The sequence below is a fragment of the Stenotrophomonas bentonitica genome (genome assembly GCF_013185915.1).
GTDB classification, from domain to species: domain Bacteria; phylum Pseudomonadota; class Gammaproteobacteria; order Xanthomonadales; family Xanthomonadaceae; genus Stenotrophomonas; species Stenotrophomonas bentonitica.
The window spans coordinates 719246-741306 of record NZ_JAAZUH010000002.1; the positions used below are offsets into that span (position 1 = coordinate 719246).

Genomic DNA, 22061 nt, shown 5'->3' on the forward strand with positions numbered 1-22061 from the left:
TTCCTGCGGGGCAGGGCGGCGCCGTCAGTGACGCTCGCCCTGTCCCGCAGTTTCAGCAGCAGAGGTTGCCATGTTCGACTCCGATGCCCCGGAACCCGGCCGCAGGAAGCGCCGTGTACGTGAACAGACCCCCGTCCAGCGGGCGCTGGGGTTGCTGGTCCGCCGGGAGCACTCGCGCAAGGAACTGACCCGCAAGCTCACCGCGCGCGGGATCGAGACCGAGGCCGCCACCGCAGCGGTGGAGAAGCTGACCGAAGCCGGCTGGCAGGACGACACCCGCTTTGCCGAGAATCTGGTCCGCATGCGCGCCAACACCGGCTACGGACCGCTTCACATCCGTGCCGAACTGGGCACCCATGGGCTGGACAGCGAGCAGATCGCGGCTGCCATGGACACCTTCGAGGGCGACTGGACCGTCAACGCCCGCGACCTGGTCCGCCGTCGCTTCGGCGAGGCCGGCCCGCAGGAGCTGGCCCAGCGCCGCAAGGCGGCCGATCTGCTGGCCCGCCGGGGTTTCGACGGCGACAGCATCCGCCGGGCAACCCGATTCGATCTCGAAGATTAAGGCCGGGCACGCGCCGCGTGTCCCCATGCCCCGGGCCTGTTACCCTTGGTGGTTTCGGCGGTCCTGTAGGTGACACCCGGCCATAGGGGCCGCGTGCCAGGGGCCGACCGGCCCGCAGACAGCCAGCCCCCATGACCGAATCCGCCAAATTCACCACCTCCCAGATCCGCAGCGACTTCCTTGAGTTCTTCAAGGGCAAGGGCCACACCATCGTGCCGTCGGCGTCGCTGGTGCCGGGCAACGACCCGACCCTGCTGTTCACCAATTCCGGCATGGTGCAGTTCAAGGACGTGTTCCTTGGCGCCGAGAAGCGCAGCTACGTGCGCGCGGCCGACGTGCAGCGCTGCCTGCGCGCCGGCGGCAAGCACAACGACCTGGACCAGGTTGGCTACACCGCGCGCCACCACACCTTCTTTGAAATGCTGGGCAACTGGTCGTTCGGCGACTACTTCAAGAAGGACGCCATCGCCTGGGCCTGGGAGCTGCTGACCCAGGTCTGGAAGCTGCCGGCCGACCGCCTGCTGGTCACCGTCTACCAGACCGACGATGAGGCCTACGCGCTGTGGCGCGACATGGTCGGCATTCCGGAAGAGCGCATCGTGCGCATCGGCGACAACAAGGGTGCGCCGTTCGCGTCGGACAACTTCTGGCAGATGGCCGACACCGGCCCCTGCGGTCCGTGCACCGAGATCTTCTACGACCACGGCGCCCACATCGCCGGTGGCCCCCCGGGCTCGCCGGACGAAGACGGCGACCGCTACATCGAGATCTGGAACCTGGTGTTCATGCAGTTCGACCGCCAGCCCGACGGCAGCCTGGTGCCGCTGCCGGCGCCGTGCGTGGACACCGGCATGGGCCTGGAGCGCCTGGCCGCGATCCTGCAGCACGTGCACACCAACTACGAAATCGACCTGTTCCAGGCGCTGATCCGCAAGGCCAGCGAACTGACCGGCATGGCCGACCTGGAGAACAAGTCGCTGCGCGTGATCGCCGATCACATCCGCGCCTGTTCGTTCCTCATCGTCGACGGCGTGCTGCCGTCCAATGAAGGCCGTGGTTACGTGCTGCGCCGGATCATCCGCCGCGCGCTTCGCCACGGCTGGATGCTGGGCGTGCGCCAGCCGTTCTTCAGCAAGCTGGTGCCGACCCTGGTAGAGCAGATGGGCGAAGCCTATCCGGACCTCCCGGCCCAGACCGATACCGTGGTGCGTGCGCTGCAGGCCGAGGAGGAGCGCTTCGCGCAGACTCTCGACTCGGGCATGAAGATCTTTGACGACGTTGCCGCGCAGGTGACCAATGGCGTCATCCCGGGCGTGGATGCGTTCCGTCTGTACGATACCTATGGCTTCCCGCTCGACTTGACCCAGGACATTGCGCGCGAGCGGGACCTGACCGTAGATACCGATGGTTTCGATGCTGCGATGAAGAAGCAGCGCGAAGAGGGTCGCAAGGGCGGCAAGGGCGGCCCTGCAGTCGTTCTTTCCGCGGAGCTGGTCGCAACCCTGAAGCCGACCGCATTCCTTGGTTATGACCGCCTTCAGGCCGACGGGTTGACCGTCGTTGCGTTGCTCAAGGATGGTCGACCAGTGAATAGCGTGCAGGCGGGTGACGAGGTCATTGTGCTGACCGACCAGACCCCCTTCTACGCAGAGTCAGGCGGTCAGGTTGGTGATACCGGATCCTTGTCTGGAGCTGGCGTGCAACTTCAAATCAGCGATACCCAGAAGTTTGCGGGTCAGTACCACGGCCATGTTGCCGAAGTTTCCAGTGGCAGCCTGAAGGTGGGTGACGTGCTCAGCGGCCAGGTCGATGGCCAGCGCCGCGGCGCCACCATCCTCAACCACTCGGCCACCCACCTGCTGCACGCCGCCCTGCGCGAAGTGCTCGGCACGCATGTGCAGCAGAAGGGTTCGCTGGTCGCGCCGGACCGCCTGCGCTTCGACTTCTCGCACTTCCAGCCGATCAGTGCCGACGAACTGGCGGTGATCGAGCGCAAGGTCAATGAGCAGGTGCGTGCGAACAACGCCGCCGAAGTGCACAACATGGCCATGCAGGAAGCGCTCGACTTTGGCGCGATGGCCCTGTTCGGCGAGAAGTACGGCGAAAACGTGCGCGTGCTCAAGATGGGCGACTATTCCACCGAACTGTGCGGCGGTACCCATGTGTCGCGCACCGGCGACATCGGCCTGTTCAAGATCACCTCCGAAGGCGGTGTGTCCTCGGGCGTGCGTCGCATTGAAGCGGTGACCGGGCAGGGCGCATTGGACTATGTGGCGCACGAAGAAGCGCAGCTGGCCGAAGCCGCCGCGCTGCTCGGCGGCAATGTCGGCGAGGTGGTCGACAAGATCCGCCAGCTGGCCGAACGCCAGAAGAAACTTGACCGCGAACTGGAGTCGCTCAAGGCCAAGCAGGCCGCCGGCGCGACCTCGGATCTCGGTTCCAGCGCAGTTGAGGTCAATGGCGTCAAGATTCTGGCCGCGCGTCTGGAAGGTTTCGACGCCAAGGCGCTGCGTGAAGCGATCGACCGCCTCAAGCAGCAGCTGGGCGATGCGGTGATCGTGCTGGCCGGTACCCAGGACGGCAAGGCCGCCCTCGTGGCAGGCGTGAACGGCAGTGCAACCGGCAAGGTAAAAGCCGGGGAACTGTTGTCCCACATCGCCGGTCAGATCGGAGGCAAGGGCGGCGGCCGCCCGGACCTCGCCCAGGGTGGTGGTGAGGACGGGCCCGCCCTTGCTTCTGCACTGGCCGCCGTCGTGGACTGGGTCACCCCGCGTATCTGAACGCCTGAAGCCTCCTGCTCCTTGATGGCTCGGGAGGCCTGACGGTACTATGGCTAATCCTTTCCCTTTGTCGTGTGGCGTTCCCCAAGGGGGCGCCGAGCCGGTGGGGAAAATCCACCGGTTCCCTGGAGACTTGCAAAAATGTTGATCCTGACTCGCCGTGTTGGCGAAACCCTGATGATCGGTGACTCGGTCAGCGTGACCGTGCTCGGCGTCAAGGGCAACCAGGTGCGTATCGGTATCACCGCTCCGAAGGACGTGGCCGTGCACCGCGAAGAGATTTACCAGCGCATCCAGCGCGGCGACGAGCCGAATGCATCGGGAAGTGAAAATTCTTCCGATTAAGGCTTTACGTTGGGGTGTGAAAAACGTTATTCTTCGCGCCCCCGCTGAGAAGAAACACGCAGCGGCAGGACCAGATCTGGAGCGGTGCCCGAGTGGCTGAAGGGGCTCCCCTGCTAAGGGAGTATACGGCCAAAAACTGTATCGAGGGTTCGAATCCCTCCCGCTCCGCCAGTAGTAGAAAAGGCCTTCGTACGCGAGTACGAAGGCCTTTTTCTTTTACCGCTTCCGGCGTTTACAGCGGCAGGTCGAACACCAGTACTTCGGCATCATTGGCGTTCTCCAGCACCACCTGCGACTCGTCGGTGATCTGCAGCGCGTCGCCGGTGTCCAGGGTGATGCCGTTGACCTGCAGCTGGCCGCGGGCGACCTGCACATAGGCGCCACGCTTCGCGCCAAGGGCAAGGTGCGCGCGCTCGTCGCCGTCCAGGATCGTCGCGTAGATGTTGGCGTCCTGATGGATCAGCAGCGAGCCATCGCGGCCGTCCTTCGAGGCGATCAGGCGCAGCTGGCCGCGCTTGGCCTCCGGGGCGAAGTGGGTTTCCTGGTAGCTCGGGGTGATGTTCTCGGTATCCGGGAACAGCCAGATCTGCAGGAAGTGCACGGTCTCGTCGGCCGAGTGGTTGAACTCGCTGTGGCTGACCCCGCTGCCGGCGCTCATGCGCTGCACGTCGCCGTAGCGCAGCACCGAGCCGGTGCCCATCGAGTCCTTGTGCTCCAGCGCACCGCCCAGCACGTAGGAGACGATCTCCATGTTGCTGTGGCTGTGGGTGCCGAAGCCCTGGCCGCCGATCACCTTGTCCTCGTTGATCACCCGCAGCGGGCCGAAGCTGGTGTAGCGCGGGTCGTAGTAGTTGGCGAAGGAGAAGGTGTGCTGGGAGTTCAGCCAGCCATGGTTGGCCTGGCCACGGGTAGCGCTCTTGCGGATCTGCAGCATGGTGGTTCTCCTCGGGTGTTCGATGGTTTCGATGGCGGTCCGGGGTGGTTTGGGCCGCCCCTTTCCTGTTGGGGCCCAGTATCCGCTTGCGCCTTCGCTTTGAAAAACGGATAGTTTTGGCAGCCATCATCGAAAATTTCGAATGCTCAAGCTCAGCCTCGACGCGCTGCAGATCCTGGACGCCATCGACCGCCGCGGCTCGTTCGCCTCGGCCGGCAAGGAACTGCACAAGGTGCCCTCGACCATCTCCTACACCGTCTCCAAGCTGGAGCAGGACCTTGGGGTGCAGCTGTTCGACCGGATCGGCCCGCGCGCGGAGCTGACCGAGGCCGGCGTGGCCCTGCTCGAGGAGGGCCGGCACCTGCTGCGCGCGGCCCGCGAGCTGGAGATGCGGGTCCGCCGGGTCGCCTCCGGCTGGGAGGCCGAGCTGACCCTGGGCATCGACTCGATGTTCCAGCCGGCGCTGCTGGCCGGGGACATCGCCGACTTCAGCGCGGTGGCCGAGCAGACCCGGGTGCGGATGATCAGCGAGGCGCTGTCGGGCACCTGGGAGGCGCTGCTGGACCGGCGTGCCGACCTGCTGGTGGGCGCGGCGGGCGAGGGCCCCAGTGGTGGCGGCTACGTGGTGGAGCCGCTGGGCGTGGTCCGCTTCGTGTTCGCGGTGGCGCCAGGGCACCCGCTGGCCGCGATGACCGAGCCGATGGGCCGGGAGCAGCTGGCCGCCCATTGCGCCATCGCCGTTGCCGACTCGGCGCGGCGGCTGCTGCCCCGTACCGTGGGCCTGCTGATGGGCCAGGACACCGTGACCGTGCCGGACATGCTCAGCAAGTACCGGCTGCAGTGCGCCGGCCTGGGCTTCGGTTTCCTGCCCGAGCCCTACGTGCAGGCGGCGGTGGCGCAGGGGCGGCTGGTGGTGCGGCAGGTCGAGGAGCCCAAGCCGGACGAGACCTTCTGGCTGGCTTGGCGCACCGGCGAGGAGGGCGCGGCCCTGCGCTGGTGGCGCGAGCGCCTGCAGCAGCCCGGGCACATGGAAGCGTGGTGGGGGCAGATGCAGGGCTGGTTGGCATCCTGAACGATTGCCGGCGTGTCACGGTTCGGTCATCTGGTTGCGGTAGAGGGGCCGCAGGCGCCTCGGTAACCTGCCGGGCTCCACGTCGTGCACCTGATTCCCATGAAACGCCTCCTGCTGCTGTTGCTGGCGGGCGCCGGCCTCTGGCTGGCGGCCTGCTCGTCCCTTTCACCCCCGTCTGCCTCCACCTCGCTCAGTGACCGGCTGGTCGCGCCGGGTGGCGTCTCCACGCTGCTGGACACTGCCCGCATCGCCGAGGCGGTGGACGCGGTCCCCAACCGTCATGGTTTCGTGACCGGCCGCGCCGGCGTGCCGCTGTTCTGGCGTGCGTTCGACCCGGGCCGCTATGGCCTGCAGTACCACTACCTGGCGCAGCATCACGACAACGGCGAGCCCTTGGATACCGGCCTGCAGCTGGCGCTGCCCACGCCGTTCCAGGCGCAGGCGCCGCGCGGCACCGTGGTGCTGCTGCACGGATGGATGATGAACGGCGATTCGATGCTGCCGTGGTCGCTGCAGCTGGCCCAGTCCGGCTACCGGGTGGTCACCATCGACCTGCGCAACCACGGCCACTCCGGCGCCGGCCCCTCCGGCTACGGCACGTTCGAGTCCGACGATGTGATCGACGTGATCGACGCGCTGCAGGCGCGTGGTGAAGTCGTGGGACCGCTGTACTTGTTCGGCGTCTCCTACGGCGCGGCTACCGCGCTGTTCACCGCCGACAAGCTCGGCGACCGGGTCACCGGCGTGGTTGCGATGGAGTCGTTCGCCAATGCCGGCGACGCGATCCGCAGCATGATCCCGCACCTGATGTCGCTGCAACCCACCGCATGGAAGGCGCAGGCCATGGCCGCTTACGGGCGTTGGCTGTATGGCGGGCAGGACATCGACAAGGTGATCGCGGCGGCCAGCCAGCGCCTGGACCTGGACCTGGACCGCGTGGATGTCACCCGCGCGGTGGCGGACTCACGCGCGTGCGTGCTGCTGCTGCACGGCCAGGACGACGCGCATGTACCGGTCGGGCAGGGCCGTTTGATCGCGGCGGCCAGCGACCGCGTGCAGTACATCGAACTACGTGGCGAAGACCACATCACGCTGCCGCTGCGGCTGGACCTGCTGGGCGGGGTGGTGGACGACTGGCTGGCGCACGACGATCACGCCGGCGGCAAATGCCCGGCACCGGGACTGCCGGCAGAAGCGGACAGGCTGGCAATGGCAGATGCAATGTCCAAGCGCGCAGGGTAGAGCCACGCCCTGCGTGGCTGCACGGCCCGACCAAACAAAAAAGGCAGCCCATGGCTGCCTTCTTTCTCATCGCTGCAATGGTGCGCCCGGAGAGATTCGAACTCCCGACCGCCTGGTTCGTAGCCAGGTACTCTATCCAACTGAGCTACGGGCGCATTTGCATTGATGTGTCGCGATGTAATGGTGCGCCCGGAGAGATTCGAACTCCCGACCGCCTGGTTCGTAGCCAGGTACTCTATCCAACTGAGCTACGGGCGCATTTACATCACGTTTTTCTACAACCCTGTTGATGGTGCGCCCGGAGAGATTCGAACTCCCGACCGCCTGGTTCGTAGCCAGGTACTCTATCCAACTGAGCTACGGGCGCGTCAACAGGAGCGGAATTATGCGGATCGACGCCGCATCCGTCAACGTTTTTGTGAAGGACTTCATTCAAATGAATGAAAAAGCGCCTTCACCACGGCATCCGGCGACTTCATCCACGCGAAGTGATCGGCCCGCGTGCCAAGCGTGTCGGCGGGCAGAACCGACAGCGTTGCAGCGACCTGCGGCAGCTTGGCCAGCAGGCCCTGCATGGAGCTGGCAGGGGCGAACCAGTCGTCTGCCAGCACCACCGCGCTGGCCTGGCCGTGCAGCCGGCGCATGCCGGCTTCCAGGTCGGCGCTGATGCCCACGCCCGCGTAGTGGTTGCACCGCCCGACGCGCGCCCAGTCGGCGATCAGCCCGCGCGCCTCGGTGCCGCCAAAGCCCAGCCGGCGCCCGTGCAGCACGCCCTGGCGCTGCGCCAGCCACGGCAGGAAGCGGTACACCAGCGGCAGCAGCCACCCGCGCGGGGCGGGGAAGGTGCGCCAGTACGGGGTGCCGGTGGCGACCAGCCAGAACCGGGCGAACAGATCCGGGTGCTGCCCGGCGAACACGCAGGCCAGCTGGCCGCCCAGGCTGTGCCCGCCAATGATCAGCGGCGCGTTGCCGTGCAGGCGGATCGCCGCCAGGCTGGCCGGCAGGTCCTGTTCGAGGATCTCGCGGTAGCCCCAGTCGCGCTCGCGCGAAGGGCGCAGGCTGCTGCTGCCGTTGCCACGCCATTCGTGCAGGAACACGGCGATACCGTGCGCGGCCAGCGCGTCGGCAAACGGCTCGTAGTTGCGCGCCGACACGCCCAGTGCCGGCAGCCACAGCAGCTGCGCGCGCGGCTGCGCCGGGATCCGCGCGATCAGTTCGAAATGGTGGCCGTCGGTGGTCTCGACCGGAACCCGCACGGAACGGGTCATGCCGGCCGACCCGCGCCGAAGTGGTCGAGCACCAGTACCGCGCTGCGGCCGGGCATGTAACCGCCCTGCAGTGCGCGCGCGACGTAATCGATGCCGGCTTCGCAGGCGTTGGGCAGCGAGAGCCCGCAGCACAGCTGGGCCGCAATGGCCGAGGCCAGCGTGCAGCCGGTGCCGTGCGCGTCGACCGGCAGGCGTGCGTGGATGAACTCCTCGCGGGTGACGCCGTCGAAGTAGCGGTCGATCACGCGCGCGCCTTCGGCCAGGTGTCCGCCCTTGAGCAGCACCGCACCCGCGCCGAGATCGAGCAGCGCCGCAGCGGCATCCTCGGCCTCGTCGGCGGTTTCAATCGGGTGGCCCAGCAGCAGCTCGGCTTCGGGGATGTTCGGGGTCAGCAGCGTGGCGAGCGGCAACAGCCGCGTGCGCAGTGCCTGCAACGCGCTGTCCTCGAGTAGTTTCGCGCCGCTGGTGGCGACCATCACCGGATCCACGATCACATGGGTCGGGCGATGGCGTTGCAGGGCATCGGCGACCAGCTCGATCACCCCGGCATTGGCCAACATGCCCAGCTTGACCGCATGGATGTCGAAGTCGGCAAAGCACGCGTCGATCTGCGCCTGCAGGAAGTCCAGCGGCGGCACGTGCACCGCAGTGACCCCGCGCGTGTTCTGTGCAGTGAGTGCGGCAATCGCCGACAGGCCGTGCACGCGGTGCGCGGCAAAGGCCTTCAGGTCGGCCTGGATCCCGGCACCACCGCCGGAATCGGAGCCGGCGATGGTGAGGGCGGAAACGGGAGTCGATGGGCTCATGCCCCGATTGTGGAGCAGGCCATCGCCGGCTGCCAGCGTAGCGACACGCCATGCGTGTCCCACGGAACGCCGGTACCGCTCAGGCACGCATGGCGTATCAGTACGGCCCGTTGAACAGCACCTCGGAGAACTGGTTCGTGGCCGGATCAAACACCGCGCCCCAGAACATCCGTCCGCCATCGCAGACGCGGATCGCCTCGCGCGAGGGATCCACATCGCTGTGGTCGGGCAGGCGGAAGGCGTTGAGGTAGATCACCCTGCGTCCTTCCATTTCAATACCAACGTACTGCCGGTTGAAATCGGTGACCCCGGGAATCTGCGCGGCCAGCGTCGGCAGCTGCGCTTCCAGCTGCTCGACCTGCTGGCGGCTCGGCGCCCAGTAGCCGGTGACCCGGCCCGGGGTCTGGCCCGGGCTGGGACGCGAGCAGGTGTCGAGCACCTGCGCGACGATCACCGGGCGGGTCACCACCCAGGACTGGCCGGTCTTGACCGCTGTCGGCACGGTCGCGCCGGGACGCGTATTGGCGGGCGTGCACGCCGCCGCCAGCGCGGCGAGCGCCAGCGGCACGACTGCACGTGACAGGGAACGGTTCACAACACCTCCGAAGCGTAGTCGGCCAGGCGCGAACGCTCGCCCCGGCGCAGCGTGATGTGCGCGCTGTGCGGCCAGTTCTTGAAGCGGTCCACCGCGTAGGTCAGGCCCGAGGTGGTTTCGGTCAGGTACGGGGTGTCGATCTGTTCGACGTTGCCCAGGCAGACAATCTTGGTGCCGGGGCCGGCACGGGTGATCAGCGTCTTCATCTGCTTGGGGGTGAGGTTCTGCGCCTCGTCCAGGATCAGGTAGCGCGACAGGAAGGTGCGGCCGCGCATGAAGTTCAGCGAGCGGATCTTGATCCGGCTGGCAATCAGGTCGTTGGTCGCCGCGCGTCCCCACGCACCGCCTTCCTGGGTGTGGGTGAGCACTTCCAGGTTGTCGGTCAGCGCGCCCATCCACGGCGTCATCTTTTCTTCTTCGGTGCCGGGCAGGAAGCCGATGTCCTCGCCGACGCTGACCGTGGCGCGGGTCATGATGATCTCGCGGTAGCGCTGCTGGTCCATGGTCTGGGCCAGGCCGGCGGCCAGCGCCAGCAGGGTCTTGCCGGTACCGGCGGTGCCGAGCAGGGTGACGAAGTCGATCTCCGGGTCCATCAGCGCGTTGAGCGCGAAGTTCTGCTCGCGGTTGCGCGCGCTGATGCCCCACACCGCGTGGCTGCCATGACGGTAGTCGTTGACCAGCGACAGGATCACCTTGCCGCTGGGATCGACCTTGGCCACGCGCAGTTCGACTTCGTCGTCGCCGGGCAGGTAGGCGTACTGGTTCGGGTGCCAGTCTTCGTCGTCGCTGGCGTGGATCTCGTAGCTGGTGCGGCCCTTGTCGCTCCAGCTGCGCAGGTCGTCGGTGTGCTTCTTCCAGAAATCTTCCGGCAGTTCGGTGGCGCCGGTGTAGAGCAGGCTGAAATCGTCCAGCGCGCGGTCGTTCTCGTAGTCTTCGGACACGATCCCGGCGATCGCCGCCTTGATCCGCAGGTTGATGTCCTTGGAGACGAACACCACCGGAATGTCCGGGGTCTGTTCCTTCAGCGCGAGGATCGCACCGAGGATGGCGTTGTCCGGAATCACCGCGCCGAAACTTTTGCCGGCGTCGAAGTGGCTGGTCTGGAAGCGCAGCAGGCCCACGCTCTGCTTGCCGCGCAGCTGCAGCCCGTTGGGACGCTGCAGCGGGATGCCGTCGGCCAGGTTGTCCAGGCCCGAGGCCTGCACCAGCTCGTTGAGGAAGCGGCTCACCTGGCGGGCGTTGCGGCTCGCTTCGGAGGTGCCCTTCTTGCCGTTGTCCAGCTCTTCGATCACCTGCATCGGCAGGTAGACATCATGCTCCTCGAACTTGAACAGCGCGGTTGGATCGTGCATCAGCACGTTGGTATCCAGTACGTAGATGCGCTTGCCTCGGGTCATCGTCATTTCCTGGTGGCAGAACAGGGACAAGCCATCACGGCCTGCGGGGCAGGGTGATGGCCATTGCGGGGTGCCGGGTTGGTCACTGGGTTTTCGCGGCCTTCAGGGCTTCAAGGACGGACTGCGCGTGGCCGGCGACTTTCACCTTGCGCCACGACTGCACGATACGACTGTCGGGAGAAATGAGGAAGGTGCTGCGTTCGATGCCGCGCACCTGCTTGCCGTACATGTTCTTCAGCTTGATGACGTCGAAGGCGGTGCACAGCGCTTCGTCGGCGTCGCTGATGAGCGGGAAGGCGAACCCCTGCTTGGCGCAGAAGTTGTCGTGCGACTTCACCGAGTCGCGCGAGACGCCCAGCACGCGGGCGCCGGCGCGTTTGAACTGCGGCAGCAGGGCGTTGAAGTCGATGCCCTCGGTGGTGCACCCGGGGGTGCTGTCCTTGGGGTAGAAGTACAGCACCAGCCACTGGCCGGCCAGCGCGCCGAGGGTGGTGCTGTCGCCGCCGGACAACGCCAGCGGAAGCGAAAGGGTGGTGCTGTCCAGGGTATCGCCGTTGTTCATGAGGTCCTTGCTGCGGAGCCTGAGTGACGCGTTTTACAACTGCATGAAACACCGCGCCCGGGTGACGGGCGCGCGAAACCGTCAGAACTTCATCGGGTCCATGATCGCGTCCAGGTTCAGGTGGTCGCAGAACTCGAGGAAATCGTCGCGCAGGGCGGCGATGTGCATGTTGGCCGGCACGCCGATGGTGACCTGCGCCGAGAACATCTCCGCGCCGGTCTGCATGGCGCGGTAGCGGGTGCTCTGCAGGTTTTCGATGGTGATGCCCTGGCGGTCGAAGAAGTCGGCCAGCTGGAACAGGATGCCGGGCTTGTCGGCGGCGATCACTTCGACGATGTAGGGCAGCAGGTTGGACTGCGCCTGCTTGGCGCCGGTGCGGTACCACACCAGCTTCAGGCCTTCCTCGCGCTCGAGCCGGGTCAGCATGGCTTCCAGCTTGGCCACTGCGTCCCAGGAGCCGGTCGCCAGGGCGGTGACCGAGACGTCGCGGCCCACGGTGGACAGGCGGGCGTCGACCAGGTTGCAGCCGCTGTCGGCGATGCGCCGGGTGACGGGCAGCAGGGGGGACTCCGGATGCGTCGTGTAGGCGTTGATCAGGAGGTGGTTTTCGGTCGGCGCAGGCCGCGGCGTGGTGTCGGTCAAGGGGGTTCCGGTAATGCGGGGTGAGTCTGAACGGCGCCGAGGGGCGCACGTTCGCCGGAGTCCAGCATACTTGCCCGCGCTTTCGACCCGCAAGTAACATGCAACGTACCTCCGGCCGCGCTTTTCCGCGGCCTTTGGCCCCCTTACTTCCGAGCATCGTTTCCTTGTCCCTTTCCGGTCTCATCACCGCGCTGGCCACGCCTTTCCAGGCCAATGGCGCATTGGATCCCGACGGTTGGCAGCGCCTGCTGCACCTGCAACTGGAGGGTGGCGTTCACGGGGTGGTGGTGGCCGGTTCGACCGGCGAAGCCTCGACCCTGTCCGATGACGAATACGACCTGCTGCTGCGCAGCGCGGTCAAAACCGTCGCCGGGCGCATCCCGGTGCTGGCCGGTACCGGCCTGTCGGGCACGGCCAAAACGATCGCGCAGACCCGCCGCGCTGCGGCCAGTGGGGCCACCCACGCGCTGGTGGTGACCCCGCCGTACGTGCGCCCGACCCAGGCCGGCCTGATCGCGCATTACCGTGCGGTGGCCGACCAGGGCGGCCTGCCGGTGATCCTGTACAACGTGCCCGGCCGCACCGGCTGCGACATGCTGCCGGAGACGGTGGCCGAGCTGGCGGCGCACCCGAACATCGTGGGGATCAAGGAAGCGGTGGGCGACATCGGCCGGGTCCAGGCCCTGCTGGCGCTGCGTTCGCGGGACTTCGCGATCCTCAGCGGCGACGACGGCACGGCAGCGCGCTCGATCCTGTCGGGCGTGGACGGGCTGATCTCGGTCGGCTCGAATGCGCTGCCGGGCGCCTACCGCCGGATGTGCGACTTGGCTGCGGCCGGGGAGCGCGAGGCCACCGAGGCGTGGGACGCACGCCTCGAGCCGTTCCATGAATTCTGCGGGGTGGAGTCCAACCCGATTCCGGTGAAGGACCTGCTGCGCCGCATCGGCATCGGCCAGGGCCTGCGCCTGCCGCTGCTGCCGCTCTCGGCCGCCCACCACGCTGCCGCCGAACACCTGGCCACCGACATCGGTGCGCTCGAAGCCCTTTCCAGCCACTGAATACAGTGGCCTGACCCAGGAGATCCACATGCGTCAATCCGTTTCCGTCCTCCGCGTGCTGTCGTTCGCGATCGTGGCCACCGCTACCCTGGTCGGCACCACCGGCTGCTTCAAACGCGGCGCCCGCGGCGACTACGCCATGGCCCCGGAAGTGCGTCCGCTGGAAGTCCCGCCGGACCTGAACGCGCCGGGCAACAACCCGGCCGCGCAGGTGCCGGTGCTGGCCTCGCAGGCAGCCAAGCCGGCCCCGACCCAGGCGGCCGCCAACACCTCCGGTTTCACCATTCCGGGCACGAAGGAAGAGGTGTTCGGCAAGGTCGGCACCGCGCTGGAGTCCGTTGAAGGCGTGAAGATCGCCAGCAAGGCCCAGCTGCTGGGTTCCTACGATGTGAACTTCGAGGGCAGCGACTTCCTGGTCCGCGTGGTTGCCGTCGAAGCCGGCGCCTACATCTCGGCCGTCGACCCGCGCGGCCTGCCGGCCACCGGCGCCGCCCCGACCAAGCTGCTCGGCGAGCTGAAGGCCAAGCTGGCGCAGTAATGCGCGCGGAGCCGGGCTCTGCCCGGCTTCCCTGATTGCGTGCGATTCCTTGGAGCCGGGCTTTGCCCGGCTTCATGCGTTTTGGCGGACAGCCTGTGAGCTGCAGGGTTCCCTGGTTGGGGCCGGCGGGGGTGGGGGTACGGGACACGCCTTAAATCTCCCGTTAGGCTCGGGCGGCACATCCATGTGCCTTCACGGTCCCGTACCCCCACCCCCGCCGACCCTTCGACAGGGTGCAGGTGGCCATGGAAAGAGCCCAGCCCCGCATTCGTGTCGACCATTGGTCGGCATTTCGGCTTTTGCCGTGGCCATCGACGCACTGTCGGAGGGTCGGCGGGGGTGGGTTTGAGGGGGCACGAGCCGCATGGATGCGGCGATGAGCTTACATGGACGTACTTGCAGCGTCCCCCACAAACCCGCACCCGACGGCCCTGACCAGGGAAACCGCGCAGACCTCGGCTGTTCGCCTGAATGCACGAAGCCGGGCAACGCCCGGCGCCAGGCCACCACCTGCAACCCAAACAAAAAAGGCGCCCAGAAGGCGCCTTTTCGGCTTCACCGCTCCAGATACTGGAGCTTGTCCGGCTTGCCATCCCATTCGGCGGCATCCTCCGGCGGGTCCTTGCGTACGGTGAGCACCGGCCAGGCCTTGGCCAGCTCGGCGTTGAGCGCGACGAAGCCTTCCTGCCCGGCGGGCACGTCGTCTTCCGGGAAGATCGCGTTGACCGGGCACTCCGGTTCGCACAGGGTGCAGTCGATGCACTCGTCCGGGTCGATCACCAGGAAGTTCGGGCCCTCGTGGAAGCAGTCCACGGGGCACACTTCCACGCAATCGGTGTGTTTGCACTTGATGCAGTTTTCGGTGACGACAAAGGGCATGGCTGGATCTGGATTCCGCGTTGAGCCGGACAATTCTAGAACAGTTGCGGCTTTGACGCAGTGCACGATGCGCTGGGGGCCGCCGCTGGGGTTGAATGCGTTGGCTAGCGGTAGACAGGCTGGGGAGCCGGGGCCGCCTGCTGTGTTGACCCGTCGCTGTTCCCTTCCTGCCAGGGCCCTTCATGTCCACGACACTTAGCGCAAGCGCCGTCCGCGGCGAAAACACCGCCTTCATCGTCCTGATCAGCTGCGTCGCCACGATCGGCGGTTTCCTGTTCGGCTTCGACAGCGGCGTCATCAACGGCACCGTCGACGGCCTCAAGCAGACCTTCCAGTCCAGCGAGGCCGGGATCGGCTTCGAAGTCGCCTCCATGCTGCTGGGCTGCGCCGTGGGCGCCTTCTTCGCCGGCCGCCTTGGCGACCGGATCGGCCGGCGCGGCGTCCTGATCATCGCCGCCGTGATGTTCCTGCTGTCCGCGCTGGGTGCCGGGTCCGCGCACACCTCGCTGGCCTTCGTGATCGCCCGTGTGGTCGGCGGCATCGCCGTCGGCGCGGCCAGCGTCATGTCCCCGGCCTACATCGCCGAAGTCGCCTCCGCGCGTTATCGCGGCCGGCTGGCCACCGTGCAGCAGATCGCTATCATCAGCGGCCTGTTCTGCGCGTTCCTGAGCAACTTCCTGCTGGCCCGCGCCGCCGGCGCCTCCACCGAAGTGCTGTGGCTGGGCCAGGAAGCCTGGCGCTGGATGTTCTGGATGCAGGCCATTCCCTCCGCCCTGTTCCTGGTGCTGCTGCTGGCGATCCCGGAGAGCCCGCGCTACCTGGTGGTCAAGAAGCGTCGCGCCGAAGCGCTCGCCGTGATGACCCGCCTGTACGGCGCCGACGAGGCCCAGGCCAAGATCGCCGAGATCGAAGGCTCGCTCGCCCAGGACCAGCACCGCCCGCGCCTGTCCGACCTGGTCGACAAGACCACCGGCAAGCTGCGCACCATCGTCTGGGTCGGCATCGGCCTGGCCGTGTTCCAGCAGCTGGTCGGCATCAATGTCGTGTTCTATTACGGCGCGGTGCTGTGGCAGGCCGTCGGCTTCTCCGAAAACGACGCGCTGCTGATCAACGTCCTGTCCGGCGCCCTCAGCATCGGCGCCTGCCTGCTGACCGTCGTGCTGATCGACCGCATCGGCCGCAAGCCGCTGCTCTGGGTAGGCTCGGTCGGCATGGCCGTCGCGCTGGCGCTGATGGTGGTGGCGTTCTCCAGCGGGCACCTGGCTGATGGCCGCCTGCAGCTGTCCGACGGCATGGGCCGCCTGGCGCTGGTCGCCGCCAACGTCTACGTGGTGTTCTTCAACATGTCCTGGGGCCCGGTGATGTGGGTCATGCTGGGCGAGATGTTCCCCAACCAGATCCGCGGCTCGGGCCTGGCCGTGGCCGGCGCCGCGCAGTGGAGCGCCAATTTCGCCATTACCGTGACCTTCCCGGTCCTGCTGGCCAGCATCGGCCTGGCCGGCGCCTACGGCATCTACACCGTGGCCGCGGTGGCCTCGATCTTCTTCGTGCTGCGCTACGTGCGCGAGACCAAGGGCAAGGAGCTCGAGCAGATGGTCGGGTAGGGGGCTCGGCCGGCCGCAACGCAAAAACCCCGCCAAGGCGGGGTTTTTCGTAGCTCAGCGCGGCAGATGGTGCTCCCTAGGGGACTCGAACCCCTGTTTTAGCCTTGAGAGGGCCACGTCCTAACCTCTAGACGAAGGGAGCATGCTTTGTCGCGAACTGCGCAGCGCGCTAGTATATGGACCACGATGCCATTGGGCAATCCCGAAACTTCAACCGGAAGCGCCAACATCAATTCCTCCGCTACATCACCGTTCAGTCTGCGCGTGATCCCCCGCGACCAGCACAACATCTCCCGCAAGGACATCAGCCCGAACGCCCTGCGCGTGCTCTACCGGCTGCGCGAATCGGGCTTCGGCGCCTACCTGGTGGGCGGCGCCGTGCGCGACCTGCTGGTCGGCGGCAATCCCAAGGATTTCGACGTGGCCACCGACGCCACGCCGGAGCAGGTCAAGGCGCTGTTCCGCAACTGCCGCCTGATCGGCCGCCGCTTCCGCCTGGCGCACGTGGTGTTCGGCCGCGAAATCATCGAAGTGGCCACTTTCCGCGCCAACATCGATGACGGCAGCGGCGACCGCGAGATGGAAAACGGCATGCTGGTGCGCGACAACGTGTACGGCAGCATCGAAGACGACGCCGTGCGCCGCGACTTCACCTGCAACGCGCTGTACTACGCCATCGAAGACTTCTCGGTGCGCGACTACACCGGCGGCTTCGAAGACGTGCAGGCGCGCCTGATGAAGCTGATCGGCGACCCCGAAAAGCGCTACCAGGAAGACCCGGTGCGCATGCTGCGCGCCGTCCGCCTGGCGGCCAAGCTCGGTTTCCAGATCGAAGACGCCACCGCCGAGCCGCTGCCGCGCCTGGCCAGCCTGCTCGGCGAAGCCGCGCCGGCGCGCCTGTTCGAGGAAGTGCTGAAGCTGTTCCTGTCCGGGCATGGCGTGGCCAGCTTCGAAGGCCTCGAGCGTTACGGCCTGCTCGACGTCATGTTCCCCGAAAGCGCCGCCGCGCTGCGCAGCAACCGCAGTGGCGCGCTGCGCCGCATGGTGATCGAAGGCCTGCGCAACACCGATCTGCGCGTGGCCAATGACGAGCCGGTGTCGCCCTCGTTCCTGTTCGCGCTGCTGCTGTGGCCGGCGTTCTGCCGCGCCCTGGCGACCCTGCAGAAGCAGGGCGTCGCGCTCGAAGAAGCGCAGCGTCGCGCCGCCGACCGGGTCACCCTGCACCAGCTGACCACCATCGCGCTGCCGCGCCGGTTCTCGCTGCCGATGCAGGAAATCTGGCTGCTGCAGGGCCGTTTCAGCTCGCGCCAGCGCAAGCGCGTGATTCGCACCCTGACCCATCCGCGCTTCCGTGCCGCGTTCGACTTCCTGGCCCTGCGCCAGGTCGCCTCCAGCGAGCACGCGGCTGATGTGGAATTCTGGCGCGAGGCCCAGCTGCAGTCCGGCCCCGAACTGGACTCAACCCTCGACGCAGCGCATGCCGAAGCCGAACTGGACGAGAACGGCGCACCGCGCAAGCGTCGTCGCCGCCGCCGTCGTCCCGATGGGGCCGCGGGCGGGTAAGCCGTGACCCTGGCCTGTATTGGACTGGGCGCCAACCTCGGCGACGCCGCGCAGACCCTGCGCGGCGCGTTCGAGGCGATGGCCGCGCTGCCGTTGACCACGCTGCGGGCGCGCTCGCAGCTCTACAGCACCCCGGCCTGGGGCAATGAAGACCAGCCCGCCTTCATCAACGCCGCCGCCGTGCTCGAAACCGGGCTGGAGGCGACGGCGCTGCTGGACGCGCTGCTGGGGATTGAACGCGACTTCGGCCGGATCCGCGATGCGGCCGTGCACTGGGGTCCGCGTACCCTCGACCTGGACCTGCTGCTGTACGGCGACGCGGTGATCGACCTGCCGCAGCTCAAGGTGCCGCACCCCTACCTGCACGAACGCGGGTTCGCGCTGCTGCCGCTGGCCGAGATCGCCCCGGAGGCGGTGATTCCCGGCCGCGGCCGCGTGCGGGATGCTGCGATGCGTATCGAGGCCTGCGGGATCGCGCCAATAGGAGGATAATACGGGGCTTATCGCCACCGGTTATCAGCTAATGAGTACCCACGCAGACAGCAAGCCCTGGACCGTCCCCGCCCTGGCCGAGGCCAAGCGCAACGGCCAGAAGCTGGTGATGCTGACCGCCTACGACGCCGGCTTCGCCCGCGCGTTCGACGCAAATGGCGTCGACCTGATCCTGATCGGCGACTCGCTGGGCATGGTGGTGCAGGGGCATGATTCGACCCTGCCGGTGACCACCGACGACATGGTCTACCACACCCGCGCGGTGGCCCGGGTGCTGCAGCGTGCGCTGCTGGTGGCCGACCTGCCGTTCGGCGCCGACGCCACCCCGGAACGCGCGCTGGACGCGTCGCTGCGCCTGCTCCAGGCCGGCGCGGAGATGGTCAAGATCGAAGGCGCCGGGTTCAAGCTGGACATTATCCGTTACCTGGTCGAGCGCGAGATCCCGGTGTGTTCGCACCTGGGCCTGACCCCGCAGTCGGTGCTGCGCCTCGGTGGTTACAAGGTGCAGGGCCGCGGCGACGCCGCCCAGCAGCTGCGCGACGATGCCAGGGCCGCGGTCGAAGCCGGCGCCACCCTGGTGGTGCTGGAGTGCGTGCCGACCCCGATCGCCACCCAGGTCACCGCCGACATCGCCGTGCCCACCATCGGCATCGGCGCCGGCCCCGGCTGCGATGGCCAGGTGCTGGTGCTGCACGATTTCCTCGGCCTGGACAGCGGCCATCGCCGTCCCAAGTTCGTCAAGGATTTCCTTGCCGAAGGCGGGTCGGTGGCCGGCGCGGTCCGTGCCTACGCCGACGCCGTGCGCGACGGCTCCTTCCCCGACGCAGAACACGCCTACGCCTCATGATCGACACCGTCACCGACCTGTCCCGCCTGCGCACCGTCGTCAATGGCTGGAAGCGCGAGGGCCTGCGCGTTGCGCTGGTCCCCACCATGGGCAACCTGCACGCCGGCCACTATTCGCTGGTCACCCTGGCCCGGCAGTACGCCGACCGCGTGGTCTCCAGCGTGTTCGTCAACCCGACCCAGTTCGGGCCCAACGAAGACTTCACCCGCTACCCGCGCACCCCCGAAGCCGACACCACCGGGCTGGAGCAGGCCGGCTGTGACGTGCTGTGGCTGCCCACGGTCGAATCGATGTACCCGTTCGGGGTCGAACTGGCCGCCAGCGTGAACGTGCCGGGCATCTCCAGCCTGCTCGAAGGCGCGCACCGCCCGGGCCACTTCGACGGCGTCTGCACCGTGGTCTCGCGCCTGTTCAACCAGGTCCAGCCCGACGTGGCTGCGTTCGGCAAGAAGGACTACCAGCAGCTGGCGGTGATCCGCCAGATGGTCGAAGACCTGGCTTTCCCGATCCAGATCGTCGGCGGCGACATCGTCCGCGAAACCGACGGCCTGGCGATGAGCTCGCGCAACCAGTACCTCAACGCCGAACAGCGCTCGGTCTCGACCACCATCCACCAGGTGCTGCTGGGCATGCGCGAAGGCTTCATCACCGGCAAGCCGCGCAGCCTGATCGAGGCCGAGGCGGCAGCGGCCCTCCAGACGGCCGGTTTCCAGGTTGACTACGCCGTGGTGCGCAAGCCGGACCTGTCCGAGCCGGCCGACAGCGAGGCAGGCAACCGCGTGGCGCTGATCGCTGCCCGGATCGGCACTACCCGATTGATCGACAACCTCGAATTCTGACCCGTCACCTGCCTGAATCGTTGGCAGCGGCCGCGCCCCGGCCCCTGCCGTCGGGACGGCGGGTGCTAGAATTTCCCTTTCCTTTCATGTCGTCCCGTGCCATGCACCTCTCCCTGCTCAAGACCAAGATCCACCGCGCTACCGTGACCCATTCGGAGCTGAACTACGAAGGTTCCATCGCCATCGATGACAACCTGCTGCTGGCTACCGGCATCCGTGAGTTCGAACAGGTGCATATCTGGGACGTCACCAACGGTGCGCGCTTCTCGACCTATGCCATCCGTGCCGAGGCCGGCAGCGGCGTGGTCTCGCTCAATGGCGGCGCCGCGCGCCACGTGCAGGTCGGCGACATCATCATCATCGCCGCCTTCGCCAGCATGAGCGAAGAAGAAGCTGACAGCTTCCGGCCGAAGTTGGTATATGTGGACGGCAACAACCAGATCTCCCACACCAACGACAGCATCCCGACCCAGGCCGCATGACACAGAACAACGGATTCGACCCGCTTCATTCCCATGCCCAGCGCCTGCGTGGCGCGAGCATCCCCGCACTGATCGCCGCCGAACCGGGCCGCGCACAATCGCTGGGGCTGCGGGTCGGTCCGTTGTATGCCAGCTTCGCGCGGCAGAAGTACGACCGCGCGGCGCTGGATGCGCTGCTGCAGCTGGCCGCCGAGCGCGATGTCGCCGGCGGCTTCCAGCGCCTGTTCCGCGGTGAGACGGTCAACGTGACCGAAGGCCGCGCCGCGCTGCATACCGCGCTGCGTGGCGATGCCACCGGCGCGCCGGTCGCGGCCGAAGCGTTCGCCACGGCCGCGCAGGTGCGCGCGCAGATGGGCGAGCTGATCGCCGCGCTGGAAAAGACCGGCGTCACCGATATCGTGAGCGTGGGCATCGGCGGTTCGGACCTCGGTCCGCGCCTGGTGGCCGACGCGCTGCGTCCGGTCAGCGGTGCGCGCTTCCGCGTGCATTTCGTCTCCAACGTGGACGGCGCTGCCATGCAGCGCACCCTGGCCACGCTGGACCCGGCGACCACCGCCGGCATCCTGATTTCCAAGACCTTCGGCACCCAGGAAACCCTGCTCAACGGGCAGATCCTGCATGACTGGCTGGGCGGCAGCGACCGCCTGTACGCAGTCAGCGCCAACCCCGAACGCGCCGCCAAGGCCTTCTCGATCGCCGCCGGCCGCGTGCTGCCGATGTGGGACTGGGTGGGCGGGCGTTATTCGCTGTGGTCGGCGGTCGGCTTCCCGATCGCGCTGGCGATCGGCTTCGACCGGTTCGAACAGCTGCTGGCCGGTGCGGCCGAGATGGATGCGCATGCGCTCAACGCGCCGCTCGAGCAGAACCTGCCGGTGCTGCACGCGCTCACCGACATCTGGAACCGCAACCTGCTGGGCCATGCCACCCACGCAGTAATGACCTACGACCAGCGCCTGGCGCTGCTGCCGGCCTACCTGCAGCAGCTGGTGATGGAAAGCCTGGGCAAGCGCGTGCAGCTGGACGGCAGCCCGGTCGGCAGCGACACCGTGTCGGTGTGGTGGGGCGGGGCGGGCACCGACGTGCAGCACAGCTTCTTCCAGGCGCTGCACCAGGGCACCAGCGTGATTCCGGCCGACTTCATCGGCTGCGTGCACAACGACGACCCGTACACGGTCAACCACCAGGCGCTGATGGCCAACCTGCTGGCGCAGACCGAGGCGCTGGCCAATGGCCAGGGCAGTGACGACCCGCACCGCGAGTATCCGGGTGGGCGGCCGAGCACCCTGATCCTGCTGGATGCGTTGACCCCGCAGTCGCTGGGCGCGCTGATCGCGATGTACGAACACGCGGTGTACGTGCAGTCGCTGGTGTGGAACATCAACGCCTTCGACCAGTTCGGCGTCGAGCTGGGCAAGCAGCTGGCCAGCCAGCTGCTGCCGGCACTGCAGGGTGAGGCGCATGGCATCACCGATCCGGTGACGCTGGAGCTGCTGGAAAAACTGCGCGGTTGATCACCGCGTAGTGCCGGCCGCCGGCCGGCTCCGCACGGTG

22 protein-coding genes and 5 tRNA genes are annotated in these 22061 nt (G+C 67.4%); 15 read left to right on the forward strand and 12 right to left on the reverse strand.

The features are described from left to right. Positions 1-70: 70 nt before the first annotated feature. The 4 genes from recX to HGB51_RS14445 all read left to right on the forward strand — a co-directional run bounded on the left by recX (position 71) and on the right by HGB51_RS14445 (position 3861). A complete protein-coding gene (gene recX, locus HGB51_RS14430) occupies positions 71-565 on the forward strand; it encodes a recombination regulator RecX (RefSeq protein ID WP_070207286.1) in 495 nt (164 codons plus the stop codon). A gap of 131 nt (positions 566-696) precedes the next feature. Next, positions 697-3345, forward strand: a complete 2649-nt coding sequence (gene alaS, locus HGB51_RS14435; protein ID WP_070207287.1) for an alanine--tRNA ligase — start codon at positions 697-699, stop codon at positions 3343-3345. A gap of 141 nt (positions 3346-3486) precedes the next feature. Then, positions 3487-3690, forward strand: coding sequence for a carbon storage regulator CsrA (gene csrA / locus HGB51_RS14440; RefSeq protein WP_019183311.1), 204 nt, complete (start codon positions 3487-3489; stop codon positions 3688-3690). A gap of 78 nt (positions 3691-3768) precedes the next feature. Continuing rightward, positions 3769-3861 (forward strand) — tRNA-Ser (locus HGB51_RS14445). A gap of 61 nt (positions 3862-3922) precedes the next feature. Here the strand turns inward: HGB51_RS14445 and HGB51_RS14450 are convergent. Beyond that, positions 3923-4624 carry a pirin family protein gene (locus HGB51_RS14450; RefSeq protein WP_070207288.1) on the reverse strand — a complete coding sequence of 234 codons (702 nt, stop codon included), beginning with the start codon at positions 4622-4624 and terminating at the stop codon, positions 3923-3925. A 142-nt stretch (positions 4625-4766) separates the two neighbouring features. Between HGB51_RS14450 and HGB51_RS14455 the strand changes: the two genes are divergently transcribed. Then, positions 4767-5696: a LysR family transcriptional regulator gene (locus tag HGB51_RS14455; RefSeq protein ID WP_070207289.1), complete on the forward strand. Its 930-nt coding sequence runs from the start codon at positions 4767-4769 to the stop codon at positions 5694-5696. A gap of 99 nt (positions 5697-5795) precedes the next feature. Further along, entirely contained in the window at positions 5796-6938 is a 1143-nt protein-coding gene (locus tag HGB51_RS14460) for an alpha/beta hydrolase family protein (protein WP_171966866.1), read from the forward strand. A 78-nt stretch (positions 6939-7016) separates the two neighbouring features. On the opposite strand, the gene HGB51_RS14465 is transcribed toward HGB51_RS14460, so the two are convergent. The 9 genes from HGB51_RS14465 to HGB51_RS14505 all read right to left on the reverse strand — a co-directional run bounded on the left by HGB51_RS14465 (position 7017) and on the right by HGB51_RS14505 (position 12208). Beyond that, positions 7017-7093: transfer RNA gene (locus HGB51_RS14465), tRNA-Arg, on the reverse strand. A gap of 26 nt (positions 7094-7119) precedes the next feature. After that, positions 7120-7196: transfer RNA gene (locus HGB51_RS14470), tRNA-Arg, on the reverse strand. A 32-nt stretch (positions 7197-7228) separates the two neighbouring features. Next, positions 7229-7305, reverse strand: a tRNA-Arg gene (locus tag HGB51_RS14475). A gap of 61 nt (positions 7306-7366) precedes the next feature. Beyond that, on the reverse strand, positions 7367-8206 hold the full coding sequence (locus tag HGB51_RS14480) for an alpha/beta hydrolase family protein (RefSeq protein ID WP_171966867.1): 840 nt from the start codon (positions 8204-8206) through the stop codon (positions 7367-7369). Beyond that, positions 8203-9012: a bifunctional hydroxymethylpyrimidine kinase/phosphomethylpyrimidine kinase gene (thiD, locus tag HGB51_RS14485; RefSeq protein WP_171966868.1), complete on the reverse strand. Its 810-nt coding sequence runs from the start codon at positions 9010-9012 to the stop codon at positions 8203-8205. Before thiD ends, HGB51_RS14480 begins: the two co-directional genes overlap by 4 nt. Before the next feature lie 97 nt (positions 9013-9109). Then, complete coding sequence (locus tag HGB51_RS14490; protein ID WP_070208880.1) at positions 9110-9607, reverse strand: hypothetical protein; 498 nt, start codon at positions 9605-9607, stop codon at positions 9110-9112. Then, a complete protein-coding gene (locus HGB51_RS14495; protein ID WP_070208881.1) occupies positions 9604-11004 on the reverse strand; it encodes a PhoH family protein in 1401 nt (466 codons plus the stop codon). Before HGB51_RS14495 ends, HGB51_RS14490 begins: the two co-directional genes overlap by 4 nt. A gap of 82 nt (positions 11005-11086) precedes the next feature. After that, positions 11087-11566: a peroxiredoxin gene (locus HGB51_RS14500; protein ID WP_070208879.1), complete on the reverse strand. Its 480-nt coding sequence runs from the start codon at positions 11564-11566 to the stop codon at positions 11087-11089. Between the two features lie 81 nt (positions 11567-11647). Further along, on the reverse strand, positions 11648-12208 hold the full coding sequence (locus HGB51_RS14505) for a glycine cleavage system transcriptional repressor (RefSeq protein WP_070208878.1): 561 nt from the start codon (positions 12206-12208) through the stop codon (positions 11648-11650). A 164-nt stretch (positions 12209-12372) separates the two neighbouring features. Here HGB51_RS14505 and dapA point away from each other — a divergent pair, with 164 nt between their 5' ends. Both dapA and HGB51_RS14515 read left to right on the forward strand, forming a co-directional pair. Then, positions 12373-13266, forward strand: a complete 894-nt coding sequence (dapA, locus tag HGB51_RS14510) for a 4-hydroxy-tetrahydrodipicolinate synthase (RefSeq protein WP_070208877.1) — start codon at positions 12373-12375, stop codon at positions 13264-13266. A gap of 28 nt (positions 13267-13294) precedes the next feature. After that, positions 13295-13804, forward strand: coding sequence for a hypothetical protein (locus HGB51_RS14515; protein ID WP_070208876.1), 510 nt, complete (start codon positions 13295-13297; stop codon positions 13802-13804). 555 nt (positions 13805-14359) lie between these two features. Here HGB51_RS14515 and fdxA read toward each other — a convergent pair. Continuing rightward, on the reverse strand, positions 14360-14683 hold the full coding sequence (gene fdxA, locus HGB51_RS14520) for a ferredoxin FdxA (RefSeq protein ID WP_070208875.1): 324 nt from the start codon (positions 14681-14683) through the stop codon (positions 14360-14362). 182 nt (positions 14684-14865) lie between these two features. Between fdxA and HGB51_RS14525 the strand changes: the two genes are divergently transcribed. After that, a complete protein-coding gene (locus tag HGB51_RS14525) occupies positions 14866-16287 on the forward strand; it encodes a sugar porter family MFS transporter (RefSeq protein WP_070208874.1) in 1422 nt (473 codons plus the stop codon). A gap of 67 nt (positions 16288-16354) precedes the next feature. Here the strand turns inward: HGB51_RS14525 and HGB51_RS14530 are convergent. Next, positions 16355-16429, reverse strand: a tRNA-Glu gene (locus HGB51_RS14530). Positions 16430-16479: 50 nt separating this feature from the next. On the opposite strand from HGB51_RS14530, the gene pcnB reads away from it, so the two are divergent. From pcnB to pgi, 6 genes are all read left to right on the forward strand, one after another. Next, positions 16480-17850: a polynucleotide adenylyltransferase PcnB gene (pcnB, locus tag HGB51_RS14535; RefSeq protein WP_070208873.1), complete on the forward strand. Its 1371-nt coding sequence runs from the start codon at positions 16480-16482 to the stop codon at positions 17848-17850. A 3-nt stretch (positions 17851-17853) separates the two neighbouring features. Continuing rightward, a complete protein-coding gene (gene folK, locus HGB51_RS14540; protein ID WP_070208872.1) occupies positions 17854-18342 on the forward strand; it encodes a 2-amino-4-hydroxy-6-hydroxymethyldihydropteridine diphosphokinase in 489 nt (162 codons plus the stop codon). Between the two features lie 31 nt (positions 18343-18373). Next, positions 18374-19189 (forward strand): 3-methyl-2-oxobutanoate hydroxymethyltransferase, encoded by an 816-nt coding sequence (gene panB / locus HGB51_RS14545; protein ID WP_070208871.1) that lies wholly within the window; start codon positions 18374-18376, stop codon positions 19187-19189. Then, positions 19186-20028: a pantoate--beta-alanine ligase gene (panC, locus tag HGB51_RS14550; RefSeq protein ID WP_070208870.1), complete on the forward strand. Its 843-nt coding sequence runs from the start codon at positions 19186-19188 to the stop codon at positions 20026-20028. Before panB ends, panC begins: the two co-directional genes overlap by 4 nt. Positions 20029-20129: 101 nt before the next feature. Further along, on the forward strand, positions 20130-20510 hold the full coding sequence (panD, locus tag HGB51_RS14555) for an aspartate 1-decarboxylase (RefSeq protein WP_068850963.1): 381 nt from the start codon (positions 20130-20132) through the stop codon (positions 20508-20510). After that, positions 20507-22021: a glucose-6-phosphate isomerase gene (gene pgi, locus HGB51_RS14560; RefSeq protein WP_070208869.1), complete on the forward strand. Its 1515-nt coding sequence runs from the start codon at positions 20507-20509 to the stop codon at positions 22019-22021. The genes panD and pgi overlap by 4 nt, the downstream gene beginning before the upstream one ends. Positions 22022-22061: the final 40 nt, after the last annotated feature.